This window comes from Paenibacillus sp. FSL H3-0469, assembly GCF_038051945.1.
Classification (GTDB): Bacteria; Bacillota; Bacilli; order Paenibacillales; family Paenibacillaceae; genus Paenibacillus_AQ.
The window spans coordinates 7,032,694-7,047,631 of sequence record NZ_CP150302.1; the positions used below are offsets into that span (position 1 = coordinate 7,032,694).

Sequence of the window (14,938 nt, forward strand, 5' to 3'; positions counted from 1 at the left end):
GCTTATGTCGTGTTTAGCAGGTTATTTATACTTATTTGTACTGACCTGCCAATTGCTGTTCAGCCAGGGTTACAAGACGTTTAGTGATGTAACCACCGATCGAACCGTTTTCGTAAGAAGTTTTATTGCCTTGGTATCCGTCTGGGGAGAGGGTGATACCTAGTTCCTGGGCAACTTCATATTTCAGTTGTTCCAAGGCACCGCGTGAGTTTGGAGCTACCAGGTTATTGGAGTTGTTATTTTGGCTCATTGCTGTTCACCTCCTATCGGTTGGTAACTGTATTATGTGCCGGACATGTCAGATTCATAACAACAAATAAACGGTGTTTTCTGGAAATTAAATAATGCCCGCATAGCCCTGGTGTATCAAGGGACCGGGCCTACCCATTCTAATGATGAGGAAGTGAAGAAGCTTATGAAATGCCCTTACTGTGACCACACCAATACCAAAGTCTTGGACTCGCGCCCGGCCAATGAGAATAAGTCCATCCGCCGCAGGCGGGAATGCGAGCTGTGCAGCCGCCGTTTCACCACCTTCGAGATGATTGAAGAGACCCCCCTGATTGTGATTAAAAAAGGAGGCAGCCGTGAAGAGTTCAGCCGTGACAAAATCCTCCGCGGCCTGATCCGTGCCTGCGAGAAGCGTCCAGTCCCTGTAGAGCGCCTGGAGGTCATCGTATCCGAGGTGGAGAAAAGCCTGCGCGGCATCGCCCTCGCCGAGATCGAGAGCCGCCAGATCGGCGAGCTGGTCATGGAGCAGCTCTACCCTGTAGACGAGGTAGCCTACGTCCGCTTCGCGTCCGTGTACCGCCAGTTCAAGGACATTAACATGTTCATGAAGGAACTGAAGGGACTGCTGTCCAAGAACACGGAGGAGCTGGAGGGGCTGTAAGCGGTTTAGGGAGTAGAGGGGTTTGATTTATGGAGAGGGGCTGGCCTATGGGTTAAGGGCCGGCTCCCGGGCGGGTCGTTTTTGCTTGGAAATAATAATTTTGAAAAAGTGTTGACACTGAAGATGGATTTCTGTATTATATAGAAGTCGCCTACGAAACACATGGAAGAATAAGCGGCTTGAGCTTATCGCTCAGATCAGATTTTAGAATACATAATGTAATTCTAAATTGGTAAAATTGTAAAATTATGGGGCCATAGCTCAGCTGGGAGAGCGCATCGCTGGCAGCGATGAGGTCAGGGGTTCGATCCCCCTTGGCTCCACCAATCTCATATGGACTCTTAGCTCAGTTGGTAGAGCAGTAGACTCTTAATCTATTTGTCCAGGGTTCGAGCCCCTGAGAGTCCATCACATGAAGAACGGCAGAGATGCCGTTCTTTTGCTGTTTCATGGAATACGGGTGATTAAGAGGGGAGTACAACAGGGGCTTGAGGTCCATTCCCGAACCGCAACCCCAACCTCGACCCGCAAAATATGGTTTCCATCGATATCCTTCGGCTCTAAATGTGTCTAAAGGACTGCTACGGACCCCACAGCCCTTATCTTCTCTATTTAGCACTACTAAAAAGGCTAACGGACCGTATCGCGCTTATTACTTCATCACCATCAATATATGTGATGAAATCTAGCAAATAGCTTCATCTGAGTCCGTAAGCTTGGTAAAATTGTGCTTTTTGTAGAAATAGGCGCTCCTCGGTCCGTTACAGCTGATTGATACCTCTACTTCTCACGTTCACAGCCACGGAATTCAAGTGTTTTTACCCTATCAGCTTTATAATTCATGCTTCTGAACATACGCTACACTCTAAGCTGATATGTTCGATAACGCTGCTGTCCTCCGGCCACATCCAGTAACTGCTGTTCGACCAATTGATGCAGAATTCGTCTGGAGTGCCTATCCGTTACCCTGAGATGCTTAGCAAGCTCCAAAGGTGTGAATGCCCTGAGCAGACGTCTTGCGTAACGAAGAGTCTCCGCTTCAAGCCAAGTTAATGTGGAAGAAACATCTGTCGCAATGAATTTTCCTATAAATGACAACACCAACTGTTGACATTGCTTGGGTTCTTCGATAATCGAAGGATAAGCAACAGGAAGAAAAGTCCAGCTATCAAGGGCCAGTAAGCAATGCCGGCGGCATAGATCCTTGAAGCGTCTGACATCCAGATCTCTGGCGTGAGGTCCATAGCCTTGAATCTCAATCCCGCCTTTTGCACCTCCAGGCATATAAGCCAAGTCCAGATAGCGGTACCCGTTGTTGAAATCACGCACTTCCCATTCTGGAAACAAATGATCGAAATTACCGATTACCGGAAACCATACCTTGCGGAGAAATTCAACTGTTCCGTGGCCTAATCCTTTGCCAAGTAGCTCCTTGCGCCTGTGGTTGCTCTTATTCTTTAGATTGCGAACTAACCATTCCTCGTACTGCTGCTCAAATCGCGGCATCCGTACTCCTCCTCGAACACTCAACTTAGTGTTTATTTTTCCCGCAAAAAAGCCGCCTCAATACTCAACCCTCTCCAAGAATCTAACTTGGAAGGGGCAGAGCATTAAAAGCGGCGTGTGCTTCACAACCTATGTTTCTTAATTATAGCGCTTCAAATCCAGGAATCAATAAGAGGCTTCTTTTTTGTAATCCTGATGCGTTCTATTTCTTCATTAGACATAACTACGGTTTGAAAAAAAAAGATAGCTCGCTGCGTGAAAGCCAAAATTCGTAATGTGCCTGATTCAACATAGGCCAGCCATGCAGCTCCTCATTCACCACATCCATCCATAATGCAAATTCCGACGAAGAAGTAACCCTGTGTATATGTAGTCGCGGATTAGACTGCGGCAAGTTACGAATGTTTGCTAAATCTAGTGCCATACCCCATTCAGGCTTTTCAGGATCGGATAAATCCCTGAATCCTTTAGAGGCTAAGATAGTGGTTAGGTTCGCAGGCTTGGAGCTTGGCGGGATAAACCATGTTCTTGGAATAACCCCAGATTGTAAGCTAAGCAGTAAATCGTCAATGTGCTTGCTCGCCGTATCTTCCTCAAGCGATACCTTAAAGACTAGTGAGGGGCCGTCGAAACCAGGCAAAGGAGAGATCCATTCCACCTCCCCCTGGTGATATTGCATATGTTCTGCCAACGCCAGGGTATGCAGATACTGTTCCATTCCCTGAGTGATGCAATCCACGTAATAATCGTGATTCATAAATGGCCCCCCTCTATCGCTTCCCTAAGAGCAGCTTGTTCCGTAAGCGAAGCCCAATGTAGTTGAGCAGCACCTGCATCAGCAGGCTGTCTACTTGGGTGCCGGTGCCTTCGTATTGCAGCGACAGGTCAACAATGTTCTCTATACCTTGTAGCCTTACGTGAGCTATGCAGGCAGTCCGGGCACCTTTTTCCTTAGCCCTCTTCAACTGCTGCACCTGATGAAGATTATACTGCGGCATATAGATCAAGCTGATGACGGCCGACTTTTCGTTCACACCGTCAACGGCATTGACTTGATAGTTGGGGTCGATAAACGCTTTGGTCTTTTTGCCCAGGAGCACCAGCTCCACCTGAAGCCGCCAGATCTCGGAATGCAAGGGAATACCGATGAAAACGATCTCGTCACTGGATTCGATCATGGACAGCAGCGAAGTGATCGCCTGTCCATCCAGTTGGCTGGTGGTTGCCTTAATCTTCTCGGCCAGCAGCTCACCATAGGCTACCGAATCTATGTCCTCTTCCTTCACTGCAGGATAGTATTTGCCGTCATATTGATATTGCAGAGGCGTCTGCTCGTAGATCATCCGGAAGCTTGAGAAGTTGTCATAATACATCTGCCGCATGAAGCGGCTGACCGTAGAGACTGAAATGTGGTTGGACTCAGCGAATTCCTGTATGCTTGAAGTCTGAAGCTGGTTATAATTCTCCAGCATAGTTTTGGCAACATCAAAGTAAATATCATCCTGATCATAGGTGTTATAGCACTCCAGCAGCGCGAGAATATCTAACATGACGTACAGACTCCCTTTATAGTTTTACTTCATTATAATCGGATTCGGGTGGAGAAGATTCAGCACAAAATCGCCCATACCGGGTAAAGGTAGGGCGATTTTTTAACAATTGTGCAATTCGTTGTCTAATTACTTATGCGAGTACCCGGCAGCATGGATACCGGCCAGCCGGCCGGAGGTATAGGCAAAGCCAAGTGTACCGCCTTCAAAATCAACATAAGCCTGTCCGTACATCCCGCCTGCATCAGCGCCGGCAACGTAAAGTCCAGGAATGGCCCGGCCGTCCGAATCGGTGGCTTCGATCTTCTCATTGATGCGTACGCCGCCCAGCGTGCCGAGGTTACGTCCGACATACTTAATGGCATAATAAGGACCTTGCTTGAGCGGAAGCAGCCGCTTCGTGTCGGAGAAGAACATAGGGTCATTGCCCTGGGCGATAGCAGTATTATACTGGTTGGCGGACGCAAGGAACGTATCCTTGTCCACGCCGATATCCTGAGCCAGTGCCTCCAGTGAATCTGCTTTGTGGACAACACCGGTACCTTTCATTGAATCCAGCAGCGGAGTGTAGTCCGTAGGTTTATTCTCATCTACAAGTATAACATCTGTATCATTCGGTTCATTGAATTCCATGTAGAATTGCCGGTTGCCCTTCCATTTGGAGAAATGCGGCTCGATGGCAGCCAGGCCCTTCTTCTTGATGGTGTTCAGCATGGCGGAGTCCAGAATCAGGAATTCCGTCTCTTTGGGCTGCATGTGAATCTCAGCGCCGTGTACAGCGAAGAGGGTAACCTTAGTCTCATCGGAAAAGCGCTGGCCCAGCGTATTCACCCTCAGGTTCGGGTACTCGCTGAACTTGGTCAGGCTGTACCAATCCTTGTTAATCGGGGCCAGCTTAGCGATCTCTTCAGGCGTAAAGATTTGCGCAAAATACTGGGTCGAGGTCATTCCGTATGGGTCAGCACCAGCCTTCCAGGCCATTTGGATGCCGTCACCTGTATTTGTAGCAATCTGTCCCGGAGTGAACTTTTTGCCGAAATATTTCTCCATCATCTCGCTGTTTCCGCCGAAGCCGCCTGTTGCAATGACGACAGCCTTGGCGTTCACTTTGAGCTTGGAGCCATCCTCTTTCTTAGCCAGCACGCCGGTTACTGCACCGTCAGAGTCTGTCAGCAGCTCAGTCACCGGAGTACTGAAGCGAACCTGTCCTGATTTGGCTTCAAAAGACTTGATCAGCTTGGTGATCGCTACCGTGCCGCCTTCCTGGTATCCGTGCAGCGTGGCAGGCATTCCGATATGCTCAAAGGCAAAGCCGGTGCCGGCATCCACCAGGGTCATTTTGGCGCCGTTCGCATTCAGCCAGTCAACGGTTTTCCCTGCTTCATCAATAATGGTGCGGACCAGCAGCGAGTTCATGTAGCCATCGGAGGCCGCCATGTACTGGTCATAGAGCCATTGCTTGCTGACCGTTTGTTTTCTGTCCTTCTGCTGCTGGGAATCGGCGGCGAACATGCCTCCGGCCATAGTGCCGGCTCCCATAGGTGTAGCTGTCTTCTCCAGCAGTACGACGCTGGCCCCGCTGTCTTCGGCGGCAAGCGCCGCAGCTGTACCGGCTGCACCGGCACCTACCACGGCTACATCCACCGTGATCTCCTCTACTTCCTTATTCTCGGCAGTGGCCTTGGCCTGCTTCAGGACGGTCAGATCCCCGCCAGCCTGCTTGGCGCAATCTTCCACCGCCTCCACAATACCCTTAGTGGTCATAGAAGCGCCGGAGACGGCATCGATTGCGAGGCTTTGCTCGCTGATGATTTTTTCAGGAACAATCTTTAGCGGCCCTTGGGCAATGCCTTCCGTTTCATTCTGACTTAACACCTTGATGCTTTTGATCGCGGTCTCGGTGAATTCTGTTTCCACTTCGATCGGACCGTTTTTTCCGTTCCCCTTGGCTATGTATTTCCCCGGCTTGAAGGATAGTGAAGTTCCTTCAGTAGAAGCGGCCGCCCCCGCCATTTGACTGGTCTCTGTAGCCGTTGCTGCTTGCTTCTCAACGTTCTGCGGCGTTACTTTTGTCCCCTTGTCCGCAGAAGTGCTGCAGCCCGCAAGTGAGATTACCAGTATCGCGATAATAGCCAGCAGAACTCCTTTGTACCCCCGGTGTTTCTTTTGCATAATGCAATTGCCTCCCCAAACATTCTTTGAGATGTATATCCTCTATTTGAAGGTAACATGTAACACATTTCACATGGAGGTCTGGATCAGACCGGTGTTATTCTGATTTAGAAGAGAATTTATTTTCATGTTATAATTCTAAAAAAGTTGGATTGGGTTAGAGAAGTCAAACGCGGGGGGATGGGGAATGAGCAGGCTGCTTCATCGGTTATCCTTCAAACAACGGATATGGTATTCTTTCGTAACGCTCATGACGATGGCTATTGCCGCAACAGGATGGATTTCGTATACGATCTCCTCACGGGTTGTTGAACAGAATGCGTTACAGCTGCGCCAGGATACAATCAACAAGTCAGCGCAGGTAGTTGACGAGAAGCTGAAAAAGATCGTCCTGTCGATTTTGTCGCTCAAGATGAGTGACGCCTACCAAGGCATTCTTCGCGATGTTTCCTTGAATGATGTGAGCCGATACTATGCCCGCCTCACAGCTCTCCAGCCGATTCTGGCTCAGCTCAAGTTCAACGACAACTTTATTCAGTCTATCCTTCTGGTTACGCCAATTGGAGATTTTTATCCTACTAACTATGCGCGGCTAAGCGAATACTCTTTTTATGAATCGGATATGTACAAGCAGATTCAGGCGAGCAATCACAATACTTGGGTACCAGGACATGAAGACCGTTTATTCTACGGTAAGGATCAGGTTATTTCTTTGGTGCTGGATGGTTCTGGCCCGTCCCCGCTGTATAACGTGTATATTGTGGTTAATATCAAGGTCAAAGATTTACAGAATCTGATCGTCAGCGAGATTAGCCGCTCAACAGGCTTCTCCTTGATTGATAATCGGGGACATTCTGTATTCGGTACCGCCCCATCCGCCCCGGGCTCCTTTGAGAACACCTCAGACTTTCTGACTCAATTCAATGCCGGCAGACAAGGCAACTTCGTCAGTGAGTTGAACGGTGATGAATATATGGTGAATTACTCCCGTTTGGAGATGGGGAAGGACTGGCTGCTGTACGATATGCAATCCAAGCGTGAGGTGCTGAAGCAGGTTGAAGCGATCAAGTGGACAACGCTTCTTCTCATTCTTTGCTCTATGGTTCTCGTTCTTTTAACTTCAAATGTACTCACTAAGCTCCTGTTGCGTCCGCTTGGCCGTCTGCAGAAGCTGATGGCGCGGGTGGAGAACAACGATCTGAATGCCAGATTCCACAGTGAATATAGGGATGAGGTGTCGCAGGTCGGCGTAAGGTTCAATTTTATGCTGGACGAGATTAAAAAGCTGATTCATGAAGTCAAGGTTGGGGAGGAGGAGAAGCGCAGGACTGAGATCAAGGCCTTATCGGCGCAGATGGAGCCTCATTTCTTGTACAACACGCTTAATACGATCTACTGTAAGTCGATTCTCGGAGATAACGATAATGTGAATGAGATGATACTGGCGTTGTCCTCGATGTTCCAGCTTGGACTCAGCCAAGGCCGGGACATTGTGCGGATAGACGATGAATTATCCCATGTCCGCTACTATCTGATGCTGCAGCAACAATGCTACGAGGGCCGCTTTGACTTCCGGATTGATGTGGAAGATGAGTCAATCTTGTCGTACTGCATTCCGAAGCTGACCCTGCAGCCGCTAGTGGAGAACGCGATTCTGCACGGATTTCGGGATATAGAGGAGGGCGGATTCATCCTGATCCAGTTAAGTTATGCTGATGAAGGAAAAAGGCTGCGTATCGCGGTAGAGGATAACGGCGTTGGAATGGACTCGGAGGCAGAGCGGCCATTGCTGCCAGAGCCGTCTATGTCTCATAAAGGGTATGCACTCCGTAACATCATGGACAGGCTGCGGCTGTTTTACGGAGAGACTGCATCCATGCAATTTTCCGGCAAGGAGGGCCAGGGCTGCAGGGTAGAATTAATGATCTCAATGCGTAAGGAGGAGAAGGCAGATGGCTACACCGGACCAGATGATACCCCCGCGCTGTATGAGCTGTGTGTGATTGATGACATCCCAAGTACCGTGGAGGTGATCACCGCCAAGATCCCCTGGGACCAATATAATATTAAGGTTGCGGGTACTGCTAAGAACGGGGAAGAGGGCATCAGGCTCATCGGTCAGACCCACCCGGATATTATCGTGACGGATATCCGGATGCCCAAAATGGATGGCCTAGAGATGACGCGCAGAATTCTGGAGATTCATCCGGATTGCAAGATTATCATTCTGAGCGCTTATACAGACTTTGAGTATGCCAAGCAGGCTATTCGTCTTGGGGCATTTGACTTCGTGAAAAAGCCATTCTCCGTTAAGGATATTACGAAGGCTGTACTCGATGCCAAGGAAGTGCTTGAGCGTGAGAATGAACGGAAGCTGCAGATTCAGAATATGGAACGCAAGGTCGATGAGAGCCTGCCGCTGCTCCGTCAGGAATATATGGGCAGGCTGCTCAGGCATGAGACGAAGCCGGCGGAAGCCAAGCAGTATTGGGAGGATATGCAGGCAGGGGATAAGCCGGAACGGCTTGTCGTTTTCCTGATCGAGAGCGATAGCTTTCAATATCTTGCACACCCTGTTCACGATCTCGAACTGGCCCGATATACGCTGCAGCAGATTCTCATAGATACCATCGGCCAGTCCAATCAAGGACTTGTCTGCCGGGATGGTCCAAATTATTACGTTGGTATTATACGCTGCCGGGAGCTGAGTGAGGTTAGGCGGCTTGCTGAGGAATGCTGCGCCAATATTGCATCCGGCACGAAGTTCTCGATTTCGATCGGTATCGGGAAAACAGTAAGCGAGCTGCATAAGCTGCCCGAGTCCTACAAGTCGGCGATGAGGGCGCTGGCCAGCCATATTCATGAGGAAGGGAACGCAGTCTTTGATGATCTGGATACCCCGCAGCAAGGGGGATTCTACCCGCGATACTCGGTTGAACTGGAGCAGCAGCTGCTTCTTGCGTTACGCTCGGGAAATATAGAGCTGTCCTTGAGTTTGCTGGAGCACATATTTAACGATATGCACCGGATCCATCCGCTGCCGGACCCCCTGTATCTCCGTAGCTTGTATTTCGAACTGGTATTTGTTGTTCTGCGTGCATTGTACGAGTGGGTGCCACAAGCTGTTATGGTGCCGTTCCATCAGGCGATTCGAGGCCGGGAAGGCCAGGGTGAGTTAACCATTAAGTATTCTCAACAGCTGCTTAAGGACATGTGCAGCGCCGGCTGTGACTGGATCGAACGGGAGCGGATGAGCGATGCCGAGAAGCTGATCTACCGCGCGACGGAGTATATCCGGGCGCATCTGCATCTGGACCTTACGGTCGAGCATTGCGCCAGGCAGATGAATCTTAGCGGGGGCCACTTCGCCAGCCAGTTCAAGAAGCATACAGGCTCAACCTTCAACCAATTTGTGACGAATGAACGGATTGAGCGGGCCAAGCTGCTGCTGGTCGAGAATTATCAGGTGCAGGAAATTGCCCAGTCGCTTGGCTATGAGCACAGGCGTTACTTCAGCGATGTGTTCAAACGAGTGACGGGGCAGACACCCTCCGAATTTAAGGATGCTTACATGGGACAAAGATAAAGGGCGGATTTCTGCCCTTTATCTTTGTTTTACCCCATGTTGAGTATCCTTTTATTTATTTACAATAATAGCAGACGCCCCGAAATCACCGAGGAGCGCAAGGACAAGGATATCGAAAGGGGAAGTTATCTCACATGAAGAAAAGTATGGCTGTTTCCTTGGGGTTGGTATTATCTGTAAGCCTTACCGCCTGTAGCAATGCTTCGAATGGGTCGAATACAGACCAGTCTTCACAGGGTGCAGGGGCCGGTTCGCAGGAGAAGACGAAGATATCGTATTGGACCATTGACCGTCATGACTCGAGTTATATCAAGCAAGTGATCGATGAATTTAACGCGACCAATCAGGATAATATCGAAGTGGAGTATGTGGTGAAAGCGGATGATTACGCGCAGGCGCTCGATTTATCCTTCACCGCTAATCAGGCCCCAGATGTATTCCGGGTCAAAGAAGGTACGATTCAGACGTATTACAAAAAAGGCTATATGGCTCCCATCGACGAGTATTTGACAGATGCGCAGAAGCAGGAGTTCATAGCTATGCCCGACTTAAATCAATTTGACGGCAAGATGTATAGCCTGCCGAACTATGGCAACACCATCCGCCTCATTTATAACAAGGATCTCTTCGACAAGGCTGGCATCCAGAACCCGCCGGTATCGCTCGCGGAGATGGTGGAAGACGCCAAGCTGCTGACAGAAGCAGGGACAGATATTGGTGCATATGGCTTTGCGTTGCCTTTTAAGAGTCCAAACAGCGCTTGGGACCGTTCGGCGAGAGTAATCGCAGAATTGAGCGGATACGGAGGCTTCGGTTTCGACTTCAAGACCGCCCGTTACGATTTCACCGGCTTTAAGGAAATCGCCAAGGCCTTCAAGCAGATGTACGATGACGGAAGCACCATTCCGGGAATGGAAGCGCTTGATATTGATCCGCTGCGTGCACAATTCGCGGAAGGCAAAATCGGTATGTATCTGTCCTACTCTTCCGAACCGGGAGTGTACAAGTCTCAATTCCCGGCCAAGATCAATTGGGCGGTTGCACCTGCTCCGACGATCGACGGGACAGTGAAAGGGGCCTCGGGCTTCCTGGGCGGTCAGTGGCTGGCGATTAGCGCCGCTTCCGACAAGAAGGACGCTGCCTGGAAGTTTATCAATTATATGTATGGGGATCAGATCCTGCAGAACTATCATGAACAGGGTTATGGTATCTCGATGGTGTCCAGTATTATTGCCAAGGCGAAGAAGCCGGATCTCAACGGTATTGAGGGCTTTTTGCCTAATAAGAATGATGGAGTATGGCCCATCAAGCCCACGGTAAATGTTGAAGGAGCCGGCTATCAGGAGACATTCTTCAAGTATATGCTGAAGGGCGGCGATCTGGACAAGGAAATTGAAGCTTTAAACACACGCTACAATGCGGCACTTGATAAAGCGATCCAGACGGGGGATGTGAAGCTTGAAGCTAATCAGGACTTTGATCCGGCGAAGCTTGGCGGCGCATTCACGCAATAATTTATAAATGAATCGTGTTAGGAGGAAAAACCTGTGAGAAATCTGCAGCGGAAGCTCCCTGGTTTCTGGTTCTCGCTGCCTAGTCTTGTGCTTACGCTGGTATTTAGCGTGTATCCGATCGGCTGGGCTATGCGATATATGTTTTACGATTATAAAGGGTACGGGACGGAACGTTTCGTGGGGTTCGGCAACTTTGTCCGGCTGCTGTCGGACGAGGCGTATTGGACCTCGGTCGTTAATACGTTCGTCTATGCTGGCGGCAAGCTGGCCATTACGCTGCCGCTCGCGCTGGTCCTGGCAGTTATTTTGAACCGGGGGATTCGTGGTAAAGGCTTTCTGCGGGCGGTTTATTTTCTACCCACGATTATAAGCGCTTCAGTGATGTCAGTCGTATTTTTTACTGTTTTCAACTCATACAACGGTGTGATTAATCAATTTCTCCTCCGTTACGGAATTGTGGAACGGAATGTCGATTGGCTAGGCGTGGATAAAGCCATGATTACGGTGATCCTGATTGCAGCCTGGGGCGCGATAGGCAATTATATGCTGCTGCTAATCGCCGGGCTGCAGAGCATTCCGGATGATATCTATGAGAGCGCCTCGTTGGATGGTGCGAATGCCTGGCAGAAGTTCGTCTATATTACGATTCCGATGTTGGGCCCAGTGCTTCAGATGGTCATCATGCTTGCCATTATTAACTCGTTGAAGGGTTATGAGAGCATTATGGTACTTACTGAAGGTGGACCGATTGGAAAAACCGAGGTTATGTTCATGTATGTCTACAAGCTCTTTTTCCCGATCTCTACGTCTAGCAATACTGTGGAGCAGCAGCTTGGTTACGGAAGTGCGGTAGGCTTCGTTACAGCGTTAATCGTCGGTGTTGTAACGCTGTTCTACTTCGGGTTATCGAAGCGCTTGAATCGGGTCCATTAATGTATTTGGCCGCCCGCTACTGGAAATAACGGGCGGCGTAACTGGAGGTATACAGATGACTGCTAAAACCATAAAGCTACGGCAAGCGGAGCCGTCTGCCGTGACTTCCCGTTCCCTGGTCTCAATGCTGTCAAAAGTTGTGTTATGGGGATTCCTGGTGATCATGGCAGTATTAATTCTATTTCCCATCGTGATTGCTATTCTAGGGTCGTTTAAATCGAATGCGGAATTAACCGGTGGCGCGACAATTCTGCCGAAGGTATGGCATCTCTCCAACTATGCGGAGGTCTGGAAGCTGGCTAATTTCTCCAGATATACTTGGAACAGCGTGTTCGTTTCCGTCTTCGCGACAGCCGGCACCCTTCTGGTTGCATCAATGTCGGCTTATGCGGTGGACCGGATGGATTTCATCGGCAAGAAGTTCTATGTGGGCCTGCAAGCCGCTACCATGTTCATTTCCATCGGTGCCGTGGTGCTGCGTCCGCAGTTTGAGCTCATGGTGGGCCTGAATTTACAAACGTCCCTGTGGGCAGTAATCATTATTCTTGTCAGCGGGCATGCTTCAACCTACTTCATACTGGTCAGCTTCATGCGGGGTATCCCGAGGGAATTGGATGAAGCAGCTATGATTGACGGATGCTCCAAGTTGTGGATCTATTCGCGTATTGTTCTGCCGCTGCTGGCTCCGGGACTTGGCGTTGCCGGGTTGTTCGCCTTCCGTCATGCCTGGAATGAGTACATTCTTCCGCTCGTATTCACGATGAGCCAGCCGAATCTTCAGGTGCTCACAGTCGGTCTGGCCGGTCTGCGTTATGGAATATCCGCAGCTTCCCAGACCCACTATATGATGGCAGGGGCGGTCCTGTCGATGCTGCCCATGCTGGTTGCTTACGTGGTTGCGAACAAGTCGTTCATGCAAATGACGGCCGGCTCGATTAAAGGCTAGGGACCGATGGAGGCTGCTATGAATCATATCCGCTTGGAACAACTTTTGCACAGGGCAGCGGACCCCGCCTACCGGGATGCGATAGACCAGCTTGGAATACGAGCCAAAGAAGCTGCTCTGATCCGCTATGAGATAGGCGCAGGTGAACGGGGACAATGGTCTCATTATTATTACTGCCCCCTTGACGGTACGCCTCTTGGCTTTGACTGGTCTCTTCCGGACGCCCATCATTGCCCGGCCTGCGGAACGGAGTGGAAGGGTGAACCTTATGATGGCGCGTGGGTCACACTGGCAAACGCCAAGATCGGGAGGATGATGCGGGATGCGGCTCTGTATAGCAGTAATTTTGCAAAAAACATAACACGGTATATCAACAGGGGGCTGGTTACCTAAAAAGGATATCTTTCCACCTTCGTCTGAGGGAGATTTTGCTGGGGGAGCGCTCAAAAGACAAAAAAAAGCCTTCTTCCAATTTAACGTTAACAACACCCGTTTTTTTGGATTGGTCTAGCTTCAGTTGTTTGTCTTTGTTAGTAAAAGAGAATGCGCTCTTTTGTCAGCCGTTTGGGATGGATCCTTGGCCTGCCACCCTTTTTCCTTCGCCCCTTGCTGGTTCGCGTCTTGACCCAGTTAAGATGGTTTAGAAAATCCGTGTATTCTCCAGTCAAATACAACCGGAATACTGCTAATACTCGCCCGATTCGCTGGTGGGGGGCATGGCGCAAACGAAGGTGCTCACATAGCACATAAGCAATCAGATTTAAATAAATCTGGTTCCATACCGCGGCCGGTGTACAACTGCTGTACAGTTTTTTGAGGTGGAGGCTCGACTTCATGAACTTAAAAAAGAGTTCCACCTTCCAACGATACCGGTACAACTCCGCCACCTCTGCCGCCGTCACATCCCAGCGATTCGTCAGGACACGAGCCGGGTGAGATTTTCCTTTCTTGTCCACATAGGTGTACTCCACGAGTCGAAACCTACCTGTTTCCCCGGTTTCCGGCGAAGTGATTTCCACCGTGGCATCCTGTTTCAGAAAAGGCTTCGTGACTTTCCGCGTCCGGAGAACCTTCGCCTTGCTATTGTTCTTCAGACGGGCAACAAACTTGATTCCACTGCGCTCCCAGGCTATAAATTGCGCATAATGGATGTAGCCCCGGTCCAGCAAATAAGTGAATGCTTTCTGGAGCACCAGGTGCTTCAGGACTTCCGAATCCAAGTCCGCCACCGTTCCAGTGGACAGCACCGAAGCAGTAGGAATGGCGCTAGATTCGCCGGTTAACTGCACGCAGGTGTGCAGTTTCACCGCATTCGTCCCGGCTTGCTGAAACGCCCACTCCCCGCGAAGCTTTCCCACGGTTATGGTGGAGGAATCGACGGCTGCTAAAGGACCGAGTTTCTGTAAGTGCTTGGGCAGAGGAGGTCCTTCTCTTTCCAGTAACTGCTGGAGGCGGGAGTGATAGAGGTCTCGCAGCTGTTCAGGTGGTAATTGGCTGAGCCTCCGGTTCAGAGACGATTGGTGGATGGAGGTCACCCCGGTCCACTCTTGATAGCACGGCGTCCGCACCAGAGTGTCTACTATATTTTGTACTCCGGGACGACGACTCAATAGGGCTTCTAAAAAAAGAAAGACAGTACTGCCCCAGTTCAGTTTTTTGGCGTATCGGTCACCGAACAACAAGCGACTCTTCGTTTCTAACCATGAAGTGACTTGACACAACAACCCTTTTTCCGCTAACTTATAAAGCAAGAGATCTCCTTTCGTGGGTGTCGTAACAACTTCTACGATAAAGGAATCTCTTTTTTTGTGCAATTTTTTGGACTTCCATTACATGGTA

At 49.9% G+C, this 14,938-nt stretch carries 12 protein-coding genes and 2 tRNA genes; 8 read left to right on the top strand and 6 right to left on the bottom strand.

Going from position 1 to position 14,938, the window contains the following annotated elements; all coding sequences use genetic code 11:
- Positions 1-31: 31 nt before the first annotated feature.
- A complete protein-coding gene (locus NSS83_RS30540; RefSeq protein WP_036695868.1) occupies positions 32-250 on the bottom strand; it encodes an alpha/beta-type small acid-soluble spore protein in 219 nt (72 codons plus the stop codon).
- A gap of 165 nt (positions 251-415) precedes the next feature.
- Here NSS83_RS30540 and nrdR point away from each other — a divergent pair, with 165 nt between their 5' ends.
- The 3 genes from nrdR (at position 416) to NSS83_RS30555 (ending at position 1,300) form a co-directional block, all read left to right on the top strand.
- Positions 416-892: a transcriptional regulator NrdR gene (gene nrdR / locus NSS83_RS30545; RefSeq protein WP_341020198.1), complete on the top strand. Its 477-nt coding sequence runs from the start codon at positions 416-418 to the stop codon at positions 890-892.
- A gap of 250 nt (positions 893-1,142) precedes the next feature.
- A tRNA-Ala gene (locus NSS83_RS30550) sits at positions 1,143-1,218 on the top strand.
- A gap of 9 nt (positions 1,219-1,227) precedes the next feature.
- Positions 1,228-1,300 (top strand) — tRNA-Lys (locus tag NSS83_RS30555).
- 450 nt (positions 1,301-1,750) lie between these two features.
- Here the strand turns inward: NSS83_RS30555 and NSS83_RS30560 are convergent.
- The 4 genes from NSS83_RS30560 to NSS83_RS30575 form a co-directional block, all read right to left on the bottom strand.
- The gene (locus NSS83_RS30560; protein ID WP_341347157.1) at positions 1,751-2,398 is read right to left on the bottom strand and encodes a transcriptional regulator; all 648 of its coding nucleotides are present in this window, start codon (positions 2,396-2,398) and stop codon (positions 1,751-1,753) included.
- Positions 2,399-2,621: 223 nt separating this feature from the next.
- Entirely contained in the window at positions 2,622-3,155 is a 534-nt protein-coding gene (locus tag NSS83_RS30565) for a hypothetical protein (protein WP_341347158.1), read from the bottom strand.
- 13 nt (positions 3,156-3,168) lie between these two features.
- Positions 3,169-3,948, bottom strand: coding sequence for a hypothetical protein (locus NSS83_RS30570; protein ID WP_341347159.1), 780 nt, complete (start codon positions 3,946-3,948; stop codon positions 3,169-3,171).
- A 129-nt stretch (positions 3,949-4,077) separates the two neighbouring features.
- Positions 4,078-6,120, bottom strand: a complete 2,043-nt coding sequence (locus NSS83_RS30575) for an FAD-dependent oxidoreductase (RefSeq protein ID WP_341347160.1) — start codon at positions 6,118-6,120, stop codon at positions 4,078-4,080.
- A 187-nt stretch (positions 6,121-6,307) separates the two neighbouring features.
- Between NSS83_RS30575 and NSS83_RS30580 the strand changes: the two genes are divergently transcribed.
- The 5 genes from NSS83_RS30580 to NSS83_RS30600 all read left to right on the top strand — a co-directional run bounded on the left by NSS83_RS30580 (position 6,308) and on the right by NSS83_RS30600 (position 13,492).
- Positions 6,308-9,706 carry a response regulator gene (locus tag NSS83_RS30580; protein ID WP_341347161.1) on the top strand — a complete coding sequence of 1,133 codons (3,399 nt, stop codon included), beginning with the start codon at positions 6,308-6,310 and terminating at the stop codon, positions 9,704-9,706.
- Positions 9,707-9,840: 134 nt separating this feature from the next.
- A complete protein-coding gene (locus NSS83_RS30585) occupies positions 9,841-11,220 on the top strand; it encodes a sugar ABC transporter substrate-binding protein (protein WP_341347162.1) in 1,380 nt (459 codons plus the stop codon).
- Between the two features lie 33 nt (positions 11,221-11,253).
- Entirely contained in the window at positions 11,254-12,153 is a 900-nt protein-coding gene (locus NSS83_RS30590; RefSeq protein WP_341347163.1) for a sugar ABC transporter permease, read from the top strand.
- A gap of 124 nt (positions 12,154-12,277) precedes the next feature.
- Complete coding sequence (locus tag NSS83_RS30595) at positions 12,278-13,099, top strand: carbohydrate ABC transporter permease (RefSeq protein ID WP_341348787.1); 822 nt, start codon at positions 12,278-12,280, stop codon at positions 13,097-13,099.
- Positions 13,100-13,117: 18 nt separating this feature from the next.
- Complete coding sequence (locus NSS83_RS30600; RefSeq protein WP_341347164.1) at positions 13,118-13,492, top strand: hypothetical protein; 375 nt, start codon at positions 13,118-13,120, stop codon at positions 13,490-13,492.
- A gap of 137 nt (positions 13,493-13,629) precedes the next feature.
- On the opposite strand, the gene NSS83_RS30605 is transcribed toward NSS83_RS30600, so the two are convergent.
- Complete coding sequence (locus NSS83_RS30605; RefSeq protein WP_341186521.1) at positions 13,630-14,913, bottom strand: IS4 family transposase; 1,284 nt, start codon at positions 14,911-14,913, stop codon at positions 13,630-13,632.
- Positions 14,914-14,938 lie beyond the last annotated feature (25 nt).